Origin of the sequence: Acinetobacter sp. WCHAc060033, assembly GCF_004209125.1 — a bacterium.
In the GTDB taxonomy this organism is placed as follows: domain Bacteria; phylum Pseudomonadota; class Gammaproteobacteria; order Pseudomonadales; family Moraxellaceae; genus Acinetobacter; species Acinetobacter wuhouensis.
The window spans coordinates 1-250 of the sequence record NZ_SGSW01000223.1 but is presented as its reverse complement, the minus strand read 5'-3'; the positions used below and the strand labels follow the sequence as shown (position 1 = coordinate 250).

The window sequence follows — 250 nt, the reverse complement described above, 5'->3', positions numbered from 1 at the left end:
CGTTGATGACGAAGAGTTAATCGAATTAGTAGAAATGGAAGTTCGTGAACTTCTTTCTACTTATAACTTCCCTGGTGATGACACTCCAGTAATCCGTGGTTCAGCTTTAGCTGCACTTAACGGTGAAGACAACCAGTACGGTGTTCCAGCTGTTCTTGCTCTTGTTGAAGCGCTTGACACTTACATCCCAGAACCAGAACGTGCGATCGATAAAGCATTCTTGATGCCAATCGAAGATGTATTCTCTATC

The 250-nt window shown here is 43.2% G+C and carries 1 pseudogene; it reads left to right on the top strand.

The features are described from left to right. Positions 1-250 (top strand): annotated as a pseudogene (locus EXE10_RS21350) (elongation factor Tu); the annotation flags it as partial.